The organism is Demequina rhizosphaerae (assembly GCF_000971255.1).
Lineage (GTDB): Bacteria > Actinomycetota > Actinomycetes > Actinomycetales > Demequinaceae > Demequina > Demequina rhizosphaerae.
The window spans coordinates 162,237-177,958 of sequence record NZ_BBMC01000004.1 but is presented as its reverse complement, the minus strand read 5'-3'; the positions used below and the strand labels follow the sequence as shown (position 1 = coordinate 177,958).

The 15,722-nt window shown below is 69.8% G+C and carries 19 protein-coding genes and 1 tRNA gene; 8 read left to right on the top strand and 12 right to left on the bottom strand.

From position 1 onward, the window contains the following. Nucleotides 1–42 precede the first annotated feature (42 nt). The gene (locus AOM07_RS07030; RefSeq protein WP_062312203.1) at nt 43–432 is read right to left on the bottom strand and encodes a winged helix-turn-helix transcriptional regulator; all 390 of its coding nucleotides are present in this window, start codon (nt 430–432) and stop codon (nt 43–45) included. 116 nt (nt 433–548) lie between these two features. Between AOM07_RS07030 and AOM07_RS07025 the strand changes: the two genes are divergently transcribed. After that, a complete protein-coding gene (locus AOM07_RS07025) occupies nt 549–1,406 on the top strand; it encodes an NAD(P)H-binding protein (protein ID WP_062312200.1) in 858 nt (285 codons plus the stop codon). A 37-nt stretch (nt 1,407–1,443) separates the two neighbouring features. On the opposite strand, the gene AOM07_RS14695 is transcribed toward AOM07_RS07025, so the two are convergent. The 6 genes from AOM07_RS14695 to AOM07_RS14685 all read right to left on the bottom strand — a co-directional run bounded on the left by AOM07_RS14695 (nt 1,444) and on the right by AOM07_RS14685 (nt 6,217). After that, the gene (locus AOM07_RS14695) at nt 1,444–1,650 is read right to left on the bottom strand and encodes a hypothetical protein (protein ID WP_062312197.1); all 207 of its coding nucleotides are present in this window, start codon (nt 1,648–1,650) and stop codon (nt 1,444–1,446) included. A 118-nt stretch (nt 1,651–1,768) separates the two neighbouring features. Continuing rightward, nucleotides 1,769–1,924: a hypothetical protein gene (locus tag AOM07_RS14690; RefSeq protein WP_156165240.1), complete on the bottom strand. Its 156-nt coding sequence runs from the start codon at nt 1,922–1,924 to the stop codon at nt 1,769–1,771. 86 nt (nt 1,925–2,010) lie between these two features. Then, on the bottom strand, nt 2,011–3,354 hold the full coding sequence (lysA, locus tag AOM07_RS07015; protein ID WP_156171853.1) for a diaminopimelate decarboxylase: 1,344 nt from the start codon (nt 3,352–3,354) through the stop codon (nt 2,011–2,013). Next, the gene (gene argS / locus AOM07_RS07010; RefSeq protein WP_062312191.1) at nt 3,354–5,027 is read right to left on the bottom strand and encodes an arginine--tRNA ligase; all 1,674 of its coding nucleotides are present in this window, start codon (nt 5,025–5,027) and stop codon (nt 3,354–3,356) included. Before argS ends, lysA begins: the two co-directional genes overlap by 1 nt. Nucleotides 5,028–5,036: 9 nt before the next feature. Beyond that, complete coding sequence (locus AOM07_RS07005) at nt 5,037–5,819, bottom strand: MBL fold metallo-hydrolase (protein WP_062312188.1); 783 nt, start codon at nt 5,817–5,819, stop codon at nt 5,037–5,039. 32 nt (nt 5,820–5,851) lie between these two features. Further along, entirely contained in the window at nt 5,852–6,217 is a 366-nt protein-coding gene (locus tag AOM07_RS14685; protein ID WP_062312186.1) for a hypothetical protein, read from the bottom strand. Between the two features lie 114 nt (nt 6,218–6,331). Between AOM07_RS14685 and AOM07_RS06995 the strand changes: the two genes are divergently transcribed. After that, nucleotides 6,332–6,404 (top strand) — tRNA-Arg (locus tag AOM07_RS06995). A 48-nt stretch (nt 6,405–6,452) separates the two neighbouring features. Here the strand turns inward: AOM07_RS06995 and AOM07_RS06990 are convergent. The 3 genes from AOM07_RS06990 to AOM07_RS06980 are packed head-to-tail and all read right to left on the bottom strand — an operon-like array spanning nt 6,453 to nt 8,050. Then, the gene (locus AOM07_RS06990) at nt 6,453–6,887 is read right to left on the bottom strand and encodes an integrase core domain-containing protein (RefSeq protein WP_084830164.1); all 435 of its coding nucleotides are present in this window, start codon (nt 6,885–6,887) and stop codon (nt 6,453–6,455) included. Nucleotides 6,888–6,932: 45 nt separating this feature from the next. Further along, nucleotides 6,933–7,757 carry an IS3 family transposase gene (locus AOM07_RS06985; RefSeq protein WP_062312181.1) on the bottom strand — a complete coding sequence of 275 codons (825 nt, stop codon included), beginning with the start codon at nt 7,755–7,757 and terminating at the stop codon, nt 6,933–6,935. 47 nt (nt 7,758–7,804) lie between these two features. Further along, the gene (locus AOM07_RS06980; RefSeq protein WP_169748138.1) at nt 7,805–8,050 is read right to left on the bottom strand and encodes a transposase; all 246 of its coding nucleotides are present in this window, start codon (nt 8,048–8,050) and stop codon (nt 7,805–7,807) included. On the opposite strand from AOM07_RS06980, the gene AOM07_RS06975 reads away from it, so the two are divergent. The 5 genes from AOM07_RS06975 (at nt 8,050) to AOM07_RS06955 (ending at nt 13,828) form a co-directional block, all read left to right on the top strand. After that, complete coding sequence (locus AOM07_RS06975; RefSeq protein ID WP_169748137.1) at nt 8,050–8,352, top strand: hypothetical protein; 303 nt, start codon at nt 8,050–8,052, stop codon at nt 8,350–8,352. The two genes, AOM07_RS06980 and AOM07_RS06975, sit on opposite strands and share 1 nt — an antisense overlap. Before the next feature lie 304 nt (nt 8,353–8,656). Further along, nucleotides 8,657–9,334 (top strand): hypothetical protein, encoded by a 678-nt coding sequence (locus tag AOM07_RS06970; RefSeq protein ID WP_156171851.1) that lies wholly within the window; start codon nt 8,657–8,659, stop codon nt 9,332–9,334. A gap of 115 nt (nt 9,335–9,449) precedes the next feature. Further along, nucleotides 9,450–9,959 carry a hypothetical protein gene (locus AOM07_RS06965; RefSeq protein ID WP_062312170.1) on the top strand — a complete coding sequence of 170 codons (510 nt, stop codon included), beginning with the start codon at nt 9,450–9,452 and terminating at the stop codon, nt 9,957–9,959. Nucleotides 9,960–10,040: 81 nt separating this feature from the next. Continuing rightward, nucleotides 10,041–12,101, top strand: coding sequence for a GTPase domain-containing protein (locus AOM07_RS06960; protein WP_062312168.1), 2,061 nt, complete (start codon nt 10,041–10,043; stop codon nt 12,099–12,101). Continuing rightward, nucleotides 12,098–13,828 (top strand): GTPase domain-containing protein, encoded by a 1,731-nt coding sequence (locus tag AOM07_RS06955; protein WP_062312165.1) that lies wholly within the window; start codon nt 12,098–12,100, stop codon nt 13,826–13,828. The genes AOM07_RS06960 and AOM07_RS06955 overlap by 4 nt, the downstream gene beginning before the upstream one ends. A 346-nt stretch (nt 13,829–14,174) precedes the next feature. Here the strand turns inward: AOM07_RS06955 and AOM07_RS06950 are convergent, their stop codons facing one another. Beyond that, the gene (locus AOM07_RS06950) at nt 14,175–14,414 is read right to left on the bottom strand and encodes a hypothetical protein (protein WP_062312162.1); all 240 of its coding nucleotides are present in this window, start codon (nt 14,412–14,414) and stop codon (nt 14,175–14,177) included. A gap of 58 nt (nt 14,415–14,472) precedes the next feature. Between AOM07_RS06950 and AOM07_RS06945 the strand changes: the two genes are divergently transcribed. After that, nucleotides 14,473–14,865, top strand: coding sequence for a hypothetical protein (locus tag AOM07_RS06945; RefSeq protein WP_062312159.1), 393 nt, complete (start codon nt 14,473–14,475; stop codon nt 14,863–14,865). A 184-nt stretch (nt 14,866–15,049) separates the two neighbouring features. Here the strand turns inward: AOM07_RS06945 and AOM07_RS14470 are convergent, their stop codons facing one another. Then, nucleotides 15,050–15,721 (bottom strand): MIT C-terminal domain-containing protein, encoded by a 672-nt coding sequence (locus tag AOM07_RS14470; protein WP_084830163.1) that lies wholly within the window; start codon nt 15,719–15,721, stop codon nt 15,050–15,052. Between the last annotated feature and the right edge of the window lies 1 nt (nt 15,722).

The following is a 15,722-nucleotide window of genomic DNA, read 5'->3' as shown; positions in this document are numbered from 1 at the left end:
CGGGCGGAGGGACGATGCGGCGGCCGGGCGGTCCGGACCTCGTCACCGGGAGTCGTACTCGAGCCGCGCGCGGTCGATGTCCGGCACGGCCCCCTCGAGCACGTCCGCGAGCCCGCGCAGGCCGTCCGCCACGCGCGCCCCGAGCGGGGTGAGCGCGTAGTCGACCCGCGGCGGGATGGTGCCGGCGACGTCGCGGGTGAGCAGGCCGTCGCGCTCGAGACCGCGCAGCGACTGGGCGAGCATCCGCTCGCTCACGCCCTCGACGCGACGCCGCAGCTCGCCGAAGCGGTGCGGCCCCTCCGCGAGCGCGAGCAGCACCAGCGACGACCAGCGCGAGGTGACGTCCTCGAACGCGGCGCGCGACGTGCAGGCGCGCGCGAAGACGTCCGTCACCAGCGCCGGCGACGGATCGAGAGCCTCGGGGTCGTCCACACCCCCACTGTACGACCGGCCCGTCACCAACAGACGGAATAGGGGGTACTTACTTATCGTTAGTGTTCGCGGAAGGCGCGGCAACGGGCCCCGCCGCCGAACGGAAGGACCTCCCCATGACCACCTACGCCGTCACCGGCGCCAGCGGCCACCTCGGCCGGCTCATCGTCGAGAGCCTCCTCTCCCGCGGCGCCGCCCCCGCCGACGTGATCGCGATCGCCCGCACGACCGCCAAGGTCGAGGACCTGGCCGAGCGCGGCGTCACAGTGCGCTTCGGCGACTACACGGACGGCGCGTCGCTCGACGCGGCGCTCGCGGGCGTCGACCGCCTCGCGCTGGTGTCCGGCTCCGAGGTGGGACAGCGCGTCGCGCAGCACCGGGCGGTCATCGACGCCGCCGAGCGCGCCGGCGTCTCGCGCCTGGTGTACACGTCGATCCTGGGCGCCGACACCACGAGCAACCCCCTCGCGGCGGAGCACCTCGCGACCGAGGAGGCGCTCGCCGCCTCGTCGATCCCCGCGACCGTGCTGCGCAACGGCTGGTACCTCGAGAACTACACCGGCCAGCTCGCGACCTACGCGGAGACCGGCACGGTGCTGGGCGCGACCGGCGGCGCGACGATCGCGGCGGCCTCACGCGCCGACTACGCGGAGGCGGCCGCCGTCGCCCTGCTGCAGGACACCGAGGGCGAGGTCTACGAGCTCGGCGGCACCCGCTTCACGCTCGCCGACCTGGCCGCCGAGGCCGCGACCGCGACCGGCGCGCAGATCGCGCACTCGGACGTCTCGGTCGAGCGGCTCGCGACCACCTTCGAGGAGGTGGGCATGGACCCGGGCGCGGCGCGCTTCTGGGCCGCGATCGACGCCTCGATCGCCAAGGGCGAGCTCGACACGACCAGCACCGCGCTCGCCGACCTCATCGGCCGGCCCACGACCCCGCTCGCCGACGCGGTCGCGGCGGCCGCGCGCGGCTGATCCCGCTCCCCGGCGCCGGCCGGGTCCGTCGCGCCGCCTAGAGGTACCTCGCCTCGTCGCCGCCCTCGTCCTCGGGGCCGTCGTCGAGGGGCTCGACGGGCCCGTCCGCGGGCGCCTCCTCGTCGATCTCGTCCTCGGGGTCCACGGAGCTGTCGTACTCCGTCGACTCCGCCTCGCGCTCGCGCTCGACCTCGGCGGCCAGCTCGACCAGCGCCTCGGTGTCCGCGTCGTACTGCTCGGTCATCACGCACCTCCTTGGGCTCCCGGTCAGTGCTCCCGGTTCGCGAGGGCCTCGTCGCCCTCCCTCGGGTGAACGCGCGCGGGGCGCCGGGACGTTCCTGCGCGCCGGCCTCGGACGAGGCTCAGTCGCTGTGCCGCTCGATCGGGTGGAGGATCTCCATCTCGACCGCGGCGGGCGGGATCACGTCGCCCGCGTCGTCGTCGGGCATCTCGTCCCATTCGCTCGTCGGCGCGGGGTCGAAGACACCGAGGTGGGGCTTGTCCTGACCGGTGGGCATGGCGGCTCCCTTCGTCGCTGGCGGGGACTCCCCACCAGTCAACCGCGCATCCCTCGGGCGCGCGAGGCGAGCGACGATGCGGCTCCTCAGTCGGGCGCGACGTCCCAGCTGAAGAGGTCCTCGAGGGTGTCGCGACGGACCAGCAGCTCGGCCTCGCCGTCGCGCACCGCGACCACGGCGGGGCGGAGAACGGAGTTGTAGTTCGAGGCCATCACGCGGCCGTACGCGCCGGTCGCGGGCACCGCGAGCAGGTCGCCGCGGGCGGTGTCGTGCGGCAGGTCGACGTCGCGCACGACGATATCGCCGCTCTCGCAGTGCTTGCCGACCACGCGGCTCAGCGCCGGCTCCGCGTCGGACAGCCGCGACGCGACGGTCGCCGTGTACTCGGCCTCGTACGTGATGGTGCGCATGTTGTCGCTCATGCCGCCGTCGACCGCGACGTACTGGCGCTCGCCGCCCTCGTCGAGGTCCACGCGCTTGACGACCCCGACCCGGTAGAGGGTCATGCCCGCCGGCCCGGCGATGGCCCGGCCGGGCTCGATCGACAGGTGCGGCCACGAGCCGCCGACCTTCTCGACGGCGGCGGCCACGGCCTCGGCCATGCCGGCCGCCGCGTCCTGCGGGGTGAGCTCCTCGCCGTGCGGCGTGTAGCGGATCGCGTAGCCGCCGCCGAGGTCCACCTCGGGCAGGTCGACGCCGACCTCGGCGCGGAACGCCGCGCGCAGGCCCAGCATCCGCTCCGCGCTCTCCTGGAAGGCCGCGAGCGACAGGATCTGGCTGCCGATGTGCGTGTGGATGCCGCGCAGGTCGATGCCCTCAGCGTCGTGGCACTCGACCAGCGCCTCGAAGGCGGCGCCGGCCGCGAGCGACAGCCCGAACTTCTGGTCCTCGTGCGAGGTCGCGATGTACTCGTGGCCGCCTGCGTGGACGCCGGTGGTGACGCGCACGAGCACGGGCGCGACCGTGCCCATCTCGCGGGCGATCGCGTCGAGCGTCTCGATCTCGGTGAACGAGTCGACGATGATGCGGCCCACGCCCACCTCGAGCGCGCGGCGCAGCTCCGCGTCCGACTTGTTGTTGCCGTGGAGGCCGATGTGCGAGGCGGGCATGCCGCCGCGCAGCGCGAGCTCGAGCTCGCCGCCGGACGCGACGTCCATGCACAGGTCCTCGGCGCGCATCCAGCGCGCGACCTTGGACGACAGGAACGCCTTGGACGCGTAGTACACGTCCACCTTGGCGCCGTGCCGGCCGAACGCGGTGGTGAAGGAGTCGCGGAACGCGGCGGCGCGCGCCCGCATGTCCTCCTCGTCGACCACGTACAGCGGCGTGCCGAAGCGCCCGGCGAGCTCGCGCACGTCGACGCCGCCCACGGACAGGGCGCCGTCCTCGCCGCGCGTGACGGTCCTCGAGAACACGGCGGCGGTCATCATCACATCCTCTCGGGGGCGGAGACGCCGAGCAGGTGCAGGCCGTTGCGCAGCACCTGGCCGGTCGCATCGTTCACCCACAGACGGGTGCGGTGGAGGTCGGTGACCTCCTCGTCGCCCTGCGGGGTGACGCGGGTGCGGTCGTACCACTGGTTGAACGCGGCGGCGACGTCCTCGAGGTAGCGCGCGACGCGGTGCTGCTCGCGGAACTCGACGGCCTGCGCGACGACGCGCGGGAACTCGCCGAGGATGCCGAGGAGCTTGGCCTCGGACTCGTGCGTGAGCAGCGACGGGTCGAAGCCGTCCTCGCGGCGGATGCCGTACTCGGCGGCGTTGCGGGCGACGCCGGCCGTGCGGGCGTGCGCGTACTGGACGTAGAACACCGGGTTCGCGTTCGACTGCGACGCGAGCAGGTCGAGGTCGACGTCGATCGGGGTGTCCGCGCTGGAGCGGGCCAGCGCGTAGCGGGCGGCGTCGACGCCGACGGCCTCGACGAGGTCCTCGATCGTCACGACGGTGCCCGCGCGCTTGGACATGCGGACCGGCTTGCCGTCCTTGACGAGGTTGACCAGCTGGCCGATCTTCACCTCGACGGTGTCGGCGTCGTCACCGAAGGCAGCCGCGGCCGCCTTGAGGCGCGCGATGTAGCCGTGGTGGTCCGCGCCGAGCAGGTAGATGCACAGGTCCGCGCCGCGGTGGCGCTTGTCCTTGAAGTACGCGAGGTCGCCCGCGATGTACGCCGGTCGGCCGTCGGACTTGATGACGACGCGGTCCTTGTCGTCGCCGTAGTCGGTCGAGCGGAGCCACCAGGCGCCGTCCTTCTCGTACAGCGCACCGGTGGACTTCAGCTGCTCGATCGCCTTGTCGACGGCGCCCGAGTGGTGCAGCGAGTCCTCGTGGAAGTAGACGTCGAAGTCGACGCCGAACGCGTGGAGCTGGTCCTTGATCTGCTGGAACATCAGCGCGACGCCGTGCTTGCGGAAGAACTCCAGCTGCTCGTCGCGGGGCAGCTCGAGCGGGTCACTGTAGCCGCCCGCGGCGGCCTCGGCCATGACCTCGTTGGCGATGTCCTGGATGTACTCGCCGCCGTAGCCGTCCTCGGGCGCGTCCTCGCCGCGCACGACCGCGAGCAGCGAGGCCGCGAAGCGGTCGATCTGCGCGCCGTGGTCGTTGAAGTAGTACTCGCGCACCACCTCCGCGCCGTGGAACTCGAGCAGGCGCGCGAGGGAGTCGCCGACGGCCGCCCAGCGGGTGCCGCCGATGTGGACGGGGCCGGTGGGGTTCGCGGACACGAACTCGACGTTGACGACCTTGCCCGTGAGGGACTCGCCGCGGCCGTAGTCGTCGCCGTACTCGACGATGCCCTTGGCGAGCAGGCCGGCGGCGTCCGCGTCGAGGCGGATATTGATGAAGCCCGGGCCCGCGACCTCGGCCGTCGCGATGCCGTCGACCTGCGCGAGGCGCTCGACGAGCGTGTCGGCGAGCTCGCGGGGGTTCGTGCCGGCCTTCTTCGCGAGCTGCATGGCGACGTTGGTGGCCCAGTCGCCATGATCGCGCTGACGCGGTCGCTCGACGCGCACCTCCGGGACGTCGAACGGGGACAGCTGGAAGTCGCTGTCGTCGATGCCGGCCAGGATGGCGGCGCGGATGGTCGCGGAGAGCTCTTCGGGGGTCACCAGGCCATTCTAGGCGTGGGCCGGGGTGCTCCACGCGCGCGGGAGGCTGACCGCCGCTCCCCTCTCCAGGAGGACGATGCGGTCGCGGGCCGGATCGTCCGCGAGCGCCCTCCTCAGGGCGGGCCGGGGCTCGGAGAAGTGGGCCCAGTCGTCGATGTGGACGGGCACCACCGCGGCGGCCGGCCACAGCTCCGCGATCGCGGCGGTGCGGGCGGCGTCCGCGGTGAGCAGCGCATCGTCCAGCCGCGCCACCCGCGCCGCGCCGGCGCACACGAGCGCGACCTCGACGTCGGGGAAGCGGTGGGCGACCCGCGCGGCCACCTCGACCTCGGAGTTGTCGCCGGAGAAGTACAGCGTGGGCCAGCCGGCGGCCTCGACGACGAAGCCGGTGACCTCCGCCAGCCGGTCGAGCAGCGCCGTCGGGCCGTGCTGCGCGGGCACGGCGGTCACCCGCACCGGCGCGTGCGCGCCGTACACCGTGACGCTGTGCCACGGCTTGAGCCCCACGACGCCGGGGATGCGGGACGAGGCGCCGGGCGTGGAGAGCACGTGGCCCGCGGCGGCGAGCGCGGCGCGGCCCGCGTGGTCGAGGTTGTCCGCGTGTTCGTCGTGCGAGAGCAGCACGAGGTGGACGTGCCCGATGTGCTCGGGGCCGAACGCGGGCCCGGCGAGCTTGGTGAGGTTGCCGTACGCGCCCGGCGGGTCGAACGTCGGGTCCGTGAGGAGCGCGAGGCCGGCGTACCCGACGACCACGGTGGGGCCGCCGACCAGGGCGAGCTCGACGGCGGGCATGGGATCAGTGTGGACCGCCCGGCGCCGCTCCGCTACGGGAGCACGCGCCCGACGGGATCCGGGCACTGGACGGGGAAGGACTCGGCGCACGCCTCGACCCACACCTCGAGCCGGTCCCCCACCGCCACGTCCGAGCCTGTGAGCGCCTCGCCGTCGGGGCCCTCGAGCCCGCCCTGCTCGGCGAAGTCGAACGTGGTGCCCTCGAAGTACTCGTACCCGGGATCGGGCGCGAAGCCCACCGCGATGACGTCGGCCGCGTCCTCGACGCGCGTCACGGTGCCGACCGCGTCCGGGTCGCGGCTGTCGCGGACGTCGTCGCCCCCGCGGGGCTCGCAGGCCGCGAGCGCGAACGCCAGCACCACGGTCGGGACGGCGACGACGGCGGGGCGGATGCGCACGCCTCAGCATCCCACGCGCGTGGCCGGCGCGGCGGGCCCGACGCGGGCCGGCACGGGGGTCCCGCGCCGCGGCGACCTGCTGATATCCTCGTTCGGCCCGGCCAGTCCGGGCGGGCCCCCGTAGCTCAGCGGATAGAGCGCCGGTTTCCGGTACCGTAGGTCGCAGGTTCGATTCCTGTCGGGGGCGCTTCTGTGATGTGTCGGGACATCGTTCACAGATGTCTCGGGTCATCGTTCACAAAGGCCCCTCCTTCGGGAGGGGCCTTTGGTGTTTCTTGGGCTGGTAGTCGCGGGTTTCGTCGAGGTGGTGTTCTGCGATGATCTCGCCGGTGGTGCGGTCGATGACGAGGGTGTCGCGGCCGGCCATGAGGAGCACGATGTCGGTTCCGCGGTGGGCGCGTCCGATGCCGAGGTGGCGTAGCTTGCCGGCCCAGCGCACGGTGATGGTGCCGCCGGGGTCGACGATGTCGTGGCGGACGCGCCAGTGGCGCTCGAGGAGCTCGATCGAGGGCTGGTCCTTGGGTAGCGCGGTGTAGGCCTCGGCGGGGGTGCGCCGTGCGAGCGACCGGTGGGGGCGTTCGTGGTTGTAGACATGCTGGAAGGTGTGCAACACGTGTTGCATCGCGTCGATCGTGTCGGTGTCGGGCCTGGCCGCGAGCCACTTCTTCAGGGTCTGGAGCCTGACCCGGTCTCGTGGACACGGGTGGTGTGTTGATCATGCCGCGATGGCGGCACGGGTGTGAAGGGCTTCGTACTCGACTGGGCTGAGGTCGCCGAGCGAGGTGTGCCGGCGGCGGGGGTTGTAGAAGCCCTCGATCCATTCGAACATCGCGGATGCGAGCTCGGTGCGGGAGTCCCAGTCGTGGCGGTCGAGCAGCTCGCGTTGCATGGTCGACCAGAACGACTCGATGAGGGCGTTGTCCACGCTCGAGGCGACTCGCCCCATCGATCCCAGCAGCCCGGCCTGGCGTAGCCGGTGCCCGAAGACCCAGGACGTGTACTGCGCTCCTCGATCGGCGTGCACGATGGTGCCCGGGGCTGGTCGACGTTGCCAGCGGGCCATGTCGAGAGCGTCGACGACGATGTCCGCGGTGATGCGGTCCGAGATCGACCAGCCCACGATCCGACGGGAGTAGGCGTCGATGACGCCGGCGCAGTAGACCCAGCCGTCCTTCGCGCGGTGCTGCGTGATGTCGCAGAACCACAGCCGGTTGGGGCGGTCGGCCCGGAACTGGCGTTGGACGAGATCGTCGTGCGCGGCCGGGGCCGGCTTCCAGCCTCGACGTTTCCTGCGGTGGCATACGCCCTGCAACTCGGCTTGCCGCATGAGCCTGGCGACGCGCTTGCGCCCCACCCGTACCCCCAGGCCGAGCCGCAGCTCGGCGTGGACGCGGGGCGCGCCATACGTGCCGCGGGAGTCTAGATGGATCCGTTCGATCGTGGTCGTGAGCGCCTCGTCGGCGACGGCACGCGTCGACGGCGGACGGGTCCGCCAGGCGTAGTAGCCGGTACGGGAGACCTTCAGGATCCGGCACGCCACCGCGACGTCGAAGCCGTCGGCGGCCAGCTCATGGACGAGCCGGAACCCTATTTTGGGAGGATGTTCTCGCGCGCGAAGTACGCCGAGGCACGCTTGAGGATCTCGATCTCGGTTTCCAGGACCCGGTTCTTGCGACGCAGCTCGACCAGCTCGCGCTTCTCGGCGCTGGTCAGGCCTTCACGGTCGCCACGGTCGATCTCGTCCTGAGCCATCCAGCGACGCAGGCACGACTCGCTGATCCCAAGATTGCGGGCGGTCGCCGCGACAGGTTCACCCTGCGCGACAAGGTCCAATGCTCGACGCCGGAACTCCGGCGACTTCGGTGCGGGCATTCGCGGAACTCCCTTCCAAGACGATCATCGCCTCAGATCAGGTGTCCACGGAAGCGGGTCAGGCTCCCAGCGCTGGCAGTCCGAGATTCGCCGATCTCACCGACGTCGCAGACTCCTGGGACAAGATCCAACCGACGGTGCTGGGCATCACGCACTTCGCCTGCTCCCTCGCATCGGCTGAACTCAACGACGAGGCCGCAGGCGCGATCCACGCCGGCACCTGGGAACTGCTCAACTACGACCTTGAGGTCTACGACGAATAACGCGGCCACCGCATCCACACGCGGATAGACACGCGCGCCCGAGCGACGTCAATGGTCACCTGTCGCCGGGCCCGCGCTCAAACGGGCATCGACCTGCCGCGGCGCACGCGTGCACCAGGCCGTGCTGTCTGCGTGAGCGCGACGGCGCGGCGCTCAACCACTGCCGGGCCCAGCGACAACGTCTGTGCCCACCGATAGGCTCGCGCCAACGGTCGCCATGGGGTCGGCCGCGAGTTCACACGTCTTTGGGGGGACGTCGAACACCGTGAAGATGCTGCGAATACCGACCAGAACCGTGATCGCCGTGACAGCTGTGGTCGCGACCGCGGGCTGCGTGTCGACGTATGAACCGGCCGGCAACGAGCCACCGGTGCGCGAGCCCATCGAGACCGCACCGGCGGAGACGGCAGTCACGGTCGTGGCGGCATCGGAGTGGGAGTGCACCTACGTTCGCACGAACGACTGGGACTGGCACAACGATGTCCTGTGCAGCAACGGTGCCGAATCTCACCGCCCGTATCTGCTCGAGTCCGACTCCTACATCACCGAGTCCGAGATTCTGCGGGCGGCCCAGAACTACGAGGACGACCTCAACGGCAGCGGAGCAGTGGCCTCGGAACCCGGGTCGGGCGACTCGCCGCAGATACCTATCCGCGCGGGAAGCGACGCCCCGCAGTACTCCTCTGTCGAGGACTTGGTCGATGCGGCGGTGGCCGCCGGCTACGCATGCCCGGCGTGGACTCAGACGGACCAGGTCAAGAGCGCACTTGAGTCGGGCGCCTGTTCACAAGACGACGTGTTCTCCATCTACGCCGACAGCGAGGCCACCCAAGCTGCCGTCGACAAGATTGTGTCGGTATCCGCCGGCTACGTCGAGGTGGGCCTTCTCGCCGGCCCCAACTGGATCGTGAACACGGCCCAGCCTGCGTTGGGCCAGCTCGCGAGCCGGCTCGGAGGCAATCTCGTCGAGGTCGCCCGATGACGGACCGCCACTATCGCCGCCGCCTACGCAAGCCAAGCACAGATGCCCGGATCGCGGAGATAGCCGCGTGCGGCGCACGTCGACCACAGATAACCGTCGCACTGAGGGGGCGGCAATGAGATTCGAGGTGCCACTTCACGAGGCTCATGGGCTCGTGTCGGGACGATCGCCCGTCAAGGCCATCCGCACGAACGCCACCGGCCAGCTCGAGGTCGAGTTCGACCATACGATCAAGCCGATCGGCGCGTTGCCCGTGCACAAGACGCTTCCGGTCATCGCGGTCGTGCGGCGGTATGACATCCACGGCGACACGCTGACCGCCACGCTTGTCGCGAAGCTCGCGTACACGGGTCAGCCTCACGTCCCCACCCGGTTGTTCAGAGACGGCTTGGCGTGTGCGATAGCCGAGAAGCTCGATGACCTGGGGCTGCCTGCGGGCGCGGTGAGCTCGCGCGCGGTCAGTCCTGCCGAGGTCGAGGTCAGTCTCGACCTGCGGGCGGTCAGCCGACTTCTGAGCGAGAGGCTCTCGGCGGATGTCCACGTGTGTGGGATCGTCTTCGAGGATCCCCTCACCATCGTCGCGCACCTTGGTGAGCCAGCCGCCGCGGGGACCCACGATGGCTAGCGCGGCAGACCTGAGCCGCATGAAGTCTGTCCGTCGGCGCACGACGACGCGCCCACTTGTGAGTGCCAGCTGGAGCTCACCGTGACCTCCAGGCACCGTTGGAGCGCGACCGCGAAGGACCTGTTCTTCGGACCCGAACCGTGTGGCGACGACCGATTGCAGGCGCACACGGCGGCAGTGGCGTCCTACCGCGCGTTCCTGGTCGACGCCCACGCGGCTTCATCCCGCGCCGTTTCGTCCGACCCCACGACGCGCGAGTTCTTGGACCTGCTCGCTGAGGTCGCGATCACCGAGGCCCCAGCCAGTGCGCGTCCGATGCGGGTTGTGCTGATGGGCCGCACCATGGCGGGCAAGAGCACGTTGTTGGCGGCGCTCACCGACGGCTCGAAGGATCGCATCGGGGTTGGAGCGCAGCGCACGTCTCGCGACGTCTTCGGAGCGCCTGCTGTCGATATCGCCGACGTTGAGATTGTCGACACCCCAGGAGTGGGAGCACAGGACGGCGCCGAGGACGTGGCTCTCGCCATGGCCGAGATTCCAGGTGCCGATCTCGTGCTGTGGGTGGCCAGCAACGACTCCTTCCAAGAGGAGACCGCGCAAGCGCTGCGCGAGGTCGCGTTCCGCGGCAAACCTGTCGTGATCGCATTGAACTGTCGGGCGCCGCTCGTGGATGACCTGGATCGAGAAGACTTCCTCGACGACCCCGCTGCGGTCTTCGACCAGCACGAAGGGCACTTCGCCACCATCCGCAATCACCTCGCGACAGCGGGCGTTCGGCCCGTGGCCGAGATCATGCTTCATGCGGAAGCCGCGCGGCAGTCCCGGACGGCTGACGCCGTCGGAACCGAGCTCGGTGCGGCGAGCCGTGTCGCCGATCTGCTCGGAGTCCTCCGGAGCGAGGCTGAAGCGCGCCGCGCGCATCGGCGCGTTCTGCGCGAGGCTGACGAGGTGCGCGCGCAGGCACTCCAACTGACCGAAGCCCTGTCGACCGTGGAGGCCTCGACGCGGGCGAGTGTCGAAGTTGCGCGTGGGATGCGCCAGGATCAGGAGCGACGAATCGCGCGTCTTGTCTCCTCGTGCGAGCAGACGATGGCGGACAACATTGTGCGCATCGTCGGCAAGCGGCGTGGCTGGCATCAGTCGGTGACGGATTTCGGACCGCAAGTGGTGACCGCGTGGGAGACGGAACAAGGCGACATGCTCGACGAGATCGAACAGGACATGAAGTCGCAGCTGTCGCAGCTGTCGCACACGATGGCTGGGGAGATCGCCGACGCCAACCGCGAGTGGACCACCGCTGAACGTCCAGGAATCAAGGTCGGCGGTTTGCAGGACTTCAGGAGCGTGTGGAAGCGTCGCGCGGCTGGCCTGGCTGTCGGTGGCGGCGGCGCGCTTGCCATCGCGGTGGTCGGCTTCGTCTACGGCGGGCCGGTGGGCGCTGTCGTCGGCATCATCGGCGGCTTGGCGATCACCCCGCTGCGCAAGCGGGTGCAGTCACTGTTCACCAGCAAGGCGAAGATCCTGGAAGCCAATCGGGAGTTGCTGCGCACCCAGATCGGCGACGTGCTCGACCAGGTCGAGGCCAAGATGCTTGCCAGTGTGAGGGCCACGATCGCGCAGGTCCGTGACGACATCGCGCAATGCTTCGCGCGGAACGCGCGAGCTGAGGCGTCAGCGTCAGCCGTGGCCGATGGGCTCGCATCGCGGCGACGCGAGGTTCGCGCGGCGACGTCGACGCTCGACCACGAGACCGCCGTCTGTCTGCTACATCTGGAGGACCGTCCTCGCCTGGCGGGGGCGGTTCGCAAGGTGACGCGGCTTGCGGGTGTTTGCACCGTTGTCGAGGTCGACGAGGAGGCGCTGTCCGAGGCGTGGTTGTTTCCACCAGCGTCGCCCGAGCTCGTCGCATACGGGCGCCCGCCCGAGCCAGGTCGGCAGGGAGTTCGCGCGGCCTCCTACGTTCTGGGGCTGACCGAGCACGTCCCCGAGGTCCGCGTCAGCCGGTCCGACTGCACCCGCGTGACGACAGCGGAGAAGGTGCCAGATCCGGTCCTCGCCGCCTGGTCCGCGAACCTCTCCGACCACCTCGAGACCCCAGTGGAGATCTCACACACGAGTACACGAAGGAGTGCTACCCCATGAGTGACGTCCTTTTCCATGCCGCGCCTGCCGCGATCCGCGACTTGTCGGACCGTCTCAGCACGCTGATCGCCGAGATGCCGGCAGATCGTGCGACGCGGTTGAGCCAGATGCTGGCGATCGAGGAGCACGACCGCCCCAGGATGGTGTTGACCGGGTTCTACAGCAGCGGGAAGTCGACGCTCGTGAAGGCACTCACGGACGAGGCCGCCGAGGTCGTGATCGACTCCGCCGTGGCGACCGACAAGGTTGAGGTCTTCGACTGGGACGGTCTTGTCGACCTCGTCGACACGCCCGGCGTGCAGGCAGGGCTCGTCGAACACGACGCGATGGCCGAGGAGGCGCTGCGCAGCGCGGATCTTGTGCTGTTCACCGTCACGGTGGATCTGTTCGACGACCGTATGATCGCGCACCTCAAGCACGTCACCGAGGACTTGCGCAAGGCACCCCAGCTCTTGATTGTGATCACGAAGTGCCGCACCCTTCCCGCCGCACCGGGCGTGCGCGATGACGCGGTGAGGACGGCTCTGGGCACCTTCGCTGACTACGTGCCGTGGGTCGAGTGCGACGCCAAGACCTACCTGGACGGCCTGCACGAACAGGATCCGTCGAAGGCGGCCCGCCGACTCGACGCTTCACGCATGGCGCAGGTCCGAGAAGCCATCAACCAGATCGCGCAAGAACGAGGCGAACTGGCTCGCTTCCGCGTACCGCTCCAGCAGATCGCCCTCGTTGCAGGCGAGGCGCTCGCCTCCATCTCCGACAGCCCCGACGAAGAGGCCATCCTGGCGGTACTCGCACGCCAGCGCAGAGCACTCACCAACCGTCGCGGCCTCATCGAGTCCGCGCTCGACCGCCAAGCCGCGGAGTTCCGAACTGCGTGCATCAGAGCCGCCGAAGAGCTCGCTGACACCGCCGAGTCGATCGACGACTCGGCATCTCAGGACCGCGCTGACCTCGACGCCGCATCTGCGCGACTCAACGAACGCCTCGACGAGGCGCACCGAGCGTTCACAGACTCGGTCAATCGCGTCCTGAACGCCCAGCTCGCCGATTTCACCTCGGAGGTGCGCGAAATCGAAGCTTCGCCGTACGCGCATCAGCTCGCCGAGCTCGATATCCAGGGCGACATCGACAGCACCGTCTCCCCTGTCGATACCGGGCTCGACGAAGCACCAAGCCAGAAGCGCACTGGCCTCCCCAATTGGGCACCGAAGGCCGCGGACCACCTCAAGAACTTCCAGAAGAACTGGGGCGCAGGCGACGGCGTGCGGCAAGCCGCCGGAAGCCCGGGCCACAAGATCGTCTACGGCGTGGGCAAGCACCTCGGCGTCAAGTTCAAGCCCTACCAGGCGGTACGCATGGCCAACAAGATCGGTCAGGTCGCGAAGTACGGAAGCATCGCCATCCCTGTCGCTCTCGAGGCCTATTCGATTCTTCAGGAGGAACGGGCGGAGACCGCCGCAATCAAAGAGCAGATGCGCCGCCGCAACGCGATCATCGGCGGGGTACTGGCTCAATGCGACTCGATCGCGACTGACATCCTCACCCACGTACGCGGCGAACTCGAGGCCGGGTTCGGTGGGGCCGTGCGAGAGATCGATGCCGTCAACCAGACAGTGCGCGACAACCAGGCATACCGGTCCGAGTTGAACAGCGCCCTCATCGCGGTGCAGTCCGAGGCACAGAGCATGCTCGACCGACTGGGAGTGGCCGCCCTGGAAGCCTGAACAGACCCTCTCGATCCGCCCCGTGCGCGAAGTGACTCTGTCACGTCGTGTCATCTCGCGCCGATATGTTGACGAGACCACGTGGCTTCTTCGCGGATGACTCAGCGCGGCGAAGGCGACCTCGCGTAGACCCCGTACGACGACCGCTGTGAAGCCGTGCAGACGAGCGAGACGCGCGGAGCCGCCTAGGAGCGACCGGGCCGCGGCCTGTGAGAACTCATGCCCGCCGATACTCCACGCCTTGGCTACGGCAATGAATTGGTGCGACGCGGGGGTCGCCCGTGAAGGGCGCCCCGCCACCGTTCGTGTGCGTTGCGGCGGTCACGGCTGCCCGCCTCGAGACGCGCTAGCCGAGCAAGCATTCCCACCAACGGCGCCTGGTGAGCATCCGCAGTTCCCTCGGCGTCGGTGCCGTCCGGTACGGCGCCACGTCCCACGTGTCGTACTCGTCAAGCCTCATGGCGGCAAACTCGAGCATCCTCGCCTCGGGCACCCTGCCCAGCTTGCGGTTGACGTCGCAATTGATGCGCGCTGCCTCGATGAGCATGCGCCGGCGCTTGTCCTCCGGGATGCCCTCGCGCCTCATGCTCCGATTCTCTCCGGATGCCTGGCGTCGCGCCAGAGCGCACACCCATGATGGAGGCATGATCGCCACTGGGCCATCGGATGATGCCCCCGACCCGGCCGCGCACGCCGACGGCACGTTCGCGAGCGCCTCGCAGTCTTCTGCGGGCGAGCGTCCGGTGCAGGTCGGCGATGTGGTGGAGCAGGTCGCGCTGGCCGGAGGCGACGTCCGGCATTTGACGCCGCTGCGTGCCTGTAAGGAGTACGCCGACGGAGCGCGTTCCCGTGACGAGGTCATCGACTTCCTGGTGTCGTACGCCTATGCCCCGGGCGGGCATACCGATGGATGGGACTCTCTCGTGGTTGATCCCCCTGGCGCCTGGTCGGAGGTCGAGACCGCGCTGCGGCACGGGCTCATCGACGAGCACCTCGTCGACGAGGTCTGTTCGCGGCGGGATTCGGGGGCGCGCTGATCTGCGGTGATCGTGGCGCTCACCTACGTGCGTGGTGCGGCGGGGTGCCCGGCCAGCCCGGTGCACGAGCGTTCGGATGGGGACGTGTGAGGGATTCGAGTCGGGCGGGCTAGCGGCGAACAACGCGGTGGGTTCGGCCGATGAGCGTCGATCCTCTCTCGCGTCTGCTGTGCCGTCAGCGTGGTCAGGAGACGCGGTTGTAGGTGATGTGGAAGGTCTTGGCGACTTCTCGCAGCTCCTGGCGCCGCCAGGTCAGGGGGTCGACGTCGGCGCCGGGGCGGTGCCAGAAGTCGAGCCCCTTGCCCAGCAGGATCTGCCATTCGTGCGTGGTGATGCTGCGGTCGTGGATGGTCGAGTCGAAGGCCACGGAGACAGAGAGACCGTCCAGCGCCGCGTTGGCGCGCAGGGCGAGTAGGAGTTCCGCCTGGCGGCATGCGCGCTCGATCGTGCCGTCTTCAGCGGTGGTGATGATCTCGACCTTGGTCGGTGCCGCGTTGTTGGTGCGGCCGATGGATTCGAGGAGGTCGGCGAGGTTCTGGATCTGCTGCTCGTCGCGCAGGTAGGGATCGATGATCGTGACGATCGGTGCGCTGGCGAGGTAGGGCACCACGAGGTCGTCGTAGGTGACGCCTCGGTCGCCTGCAGAAATGGTCCGCGTCCCGGTCTCGAGCGTCGAGCAGGTGCGTGCGCGAGCGGCGGCGCGCCTGGGCGCAGCCGCGCGCTTTGCCTTGGCGTGCGCTGCGAGCGCACTTGCCGCGCGGATCAGTGCGGGTCCGGCGATCTGGATCCCGATGCCCAGCGGGTCCAGGAATGCCGCACGGGGAAGGGGTGCGGGGATTGCGGCGATGCGGCTCATT